This is a genomic window from Thermomonas hydrothermalis (assembly GCF_900129205.1).
Classification (GTDB): domain Bacteria; phylum Pseudomonadota; class Gammaproteobacteria; order Xanthomonadales; family Xanthomonadaceae; genus Thermomonas; species Thermomonas hydrothermalis.
On sequence record NZ_FQUK01000078.1, the window covers coordinates 1 to 2215 of the forward strand.

The following is a 2215-nucleotide window of genomic DNA, read 5'->3' on the forward strand; positions in this document are numbered from 1 at the left end:
GACACTGAGTCGGGCCTGTGGCACAACGGCTACCGCGAGTACCTGGCCGAGGCGGGGCGGTATCTGCAGAGTGACCCGATTGGGTTGGCGGGGGGTATCAATACGTATGCCTATGTTGGGGGGAATCCGGTGCACTTTGTTGACCCTTATGGGCTGTGGTGCCTCTCAAGAAATGAAATTGACATGCTTGCAAGTGCAGCAGCCGGCGCTGCTGGTGTTGGGTTAGCAACAAAAAATCCGTGGGGGGCTGTAGGAGGGGCATTGCTCGGTGCAGCCGCCTCGTATTGGAAGAACTCCATGGATAAGCATGGCGCTCCGTCATTTCTGACGAATACGCTGGGTCCTGGCGCGCAAGGTTTTCTTGAAGGGCTTGCGCAAGGTAATCCAGCAGAAGGTGCCGCAAATGCGGTTGGAAACATCACAGCCGGGGGGCTTGAAAACAAAATTGGCTATGCAGCGGCAGGCTCATATGGCGGTGCCATTGCTGGATACATCAGCGGAAGAACGCCGCTAAGCACTGTTAAGGGCGGTGCGATTGGCGGTGCTGCAGGTCTGTCCTATGCGGGTGCTAAAAAATGGCTGGAGTCTGGCAACGATCCTGGCTGTGGGTGTGGTCAATGAAGACGTGCATTAAAATAGCGGCAACGGTTGTGGCTTTTTTCCTATTTTTGCCGCTGCTCGAAATTCTTGTCCAACGATTGAACTTGGCTGGGATGAGCGTCAATTTTGACTACGTGTATTTTGCAGCGCTGATTTTTGTCGCAGTTTTCATCGGCCATCTTTGGAACAGCAGGAATCGCCATGTGAAAAAAAAATAGGGCGGGCCAGGAGAAATGGCGTCAGGAGCAATCAATCGCAGTAACACCACCACCTACAGCTGCCGACGTCCCCCCGCTTTCAGCAGCGGGGCGATTTAGAGTCCGGGGTGGATGGTAGTGGATGCCAGTTGCTTCGCATAGGCGCTGGGCGTCAATCCGCCCAGTGCCTTCTTTGGTCGCTTGTCGTTGTATTCCGGCGCCAAATCGCGGGGCCGCGTGGATTTACTCGGTGAGGTGCGGCATCGCCGGTGCCGCGCCGGCCTGTTCGGTCGAGCGTGCAGCGAAGCGGCCGGCGAACCGGACGTGCTCGATGAAGGCCGCGTCGGGGCGGCGGGCCAGTGCGGCCGCCAGGGCGCCGTTGAAGGCGTCGCCCGCGCCGGTCGTGTCGACGACCTGCGCCGGCTCGGCGGAGACGCGGTAGCAGGCGGAGGAGTCGCCGCGCAGCGCCTCCCCGGGATGCGAGACGAAGCAGCCGCTGGCGCCCAGCGTGACCACCACGGTGCCGTGCGGCAACAGGTCGCGGCACAGCGCGTGCAGGCGCTGCTGGTCGAGGCCGGACACCGCGTCGGCATCGATGCGCTCGCCGACGTGGCGGGCGACCAGCGCCGAGAATTCCGTCTCGTTCGGGGTCAGCAGGTCGGCCCGTACCAGCATCGGTTCGTCGATGGCGATGTTGGCGGGCGCCGGATTGAGGATCGCCGTCGCCCCGGCGGCGCGGGCGGCCTCCAGTGCACCGGCGACCGCGTCCAGCGGGGATTCCAGCTGCACCAGCACCACGTCGCCGGCCGCCAGGCCATCCAGCGCCGCCGTGACGAAGGCCGGCGCCAGCGCGCCGTTGGCGCCGGGCCCGATCACGATGCAGTTGCGGCCCTGTGCATCCACGTAGATGCCGGCGGTGCCGGTGGGGAAACTATCGGGGTCAGGTTCATTTCCCGATCGTTCACAGAGCAAAAAGCCCCGCCGCGTGCGGGGCATCTTTCGTAGCCGCTGCGCCTTGTTCGGCCAGAAAAAATGGTGTCAGGAACCATCAGCCGCAGCGGCACCACCACCTACAGCTATGACGGCATGCAGCGGCTGACGGGGATCCAGTATCCCAGCGGCGTGCGCGTGGGGTATGGCTATGCCGACGGGCATCTGTGGCAGATCACGGCCACGGTCAACGGTGTCACGATGCCGGTGGTTGCGTATGGGGAGTATCGTGCCTTTGGGCCAGCAACGATGGTGCAGTATGGCAACGGGCTGAGCGGTGGCCGCAACTACGATGGCAGCGGCCGACTGACGGGGATCAGCACCAGTGACGTTTCGGGCCCGCTGCAGAGCCTGACCTATGGGTATGACGTGGCGAACCGGATCACGGCGATCACCCACGGGGTGCAGGCGGCGCTGACCCAGCGGTA

The 2215-nt window shown here is 62.9% G+C and carries 2 protein-coding genes and 1 pseudogene; 2 read left to right on the forward strand and 1 reads right to left on the reverse strand.

Annotation, left to right across the window (positions count from 1 at the left end; genetic code table 11):
* A partial coding sequence (locus tag BUA29_RS12515; RefSeq protein ID WP_143148947.1) for an RHS repeat-associated core domain-containing protein occupies positions 1 to 621 on the forward strand: 621 nt, incomplete at its 5' end.
* 419 nt (positions 622 to 1040) lie between these two features.
* Here the strand turns inward: BUA29_RS12515 and BUA29_RS11820 are convergent.
* Positions 1041 to 1793: a PfkB family carbohydrate kinase gene (locus BUA29_RS11820; RefSeq protein WP_072756709.1), complete on the reverse strand. Its 753-nt coding sequence runs from the start codon at positions 1791 to 1793 to the stop codon at positions 1041 to 1043.
* Between the two features lie 36 nt (positions 1794 to 1829).
* Between BUA29_RS11820 and BUA29_RS11825 the strand changes: the two are divergent.
* Positions 1830 to 2215, forward strand: a pseudogene (locus tag BUA29_RS11825) (hypothetical protein); the annotation flags it as partial.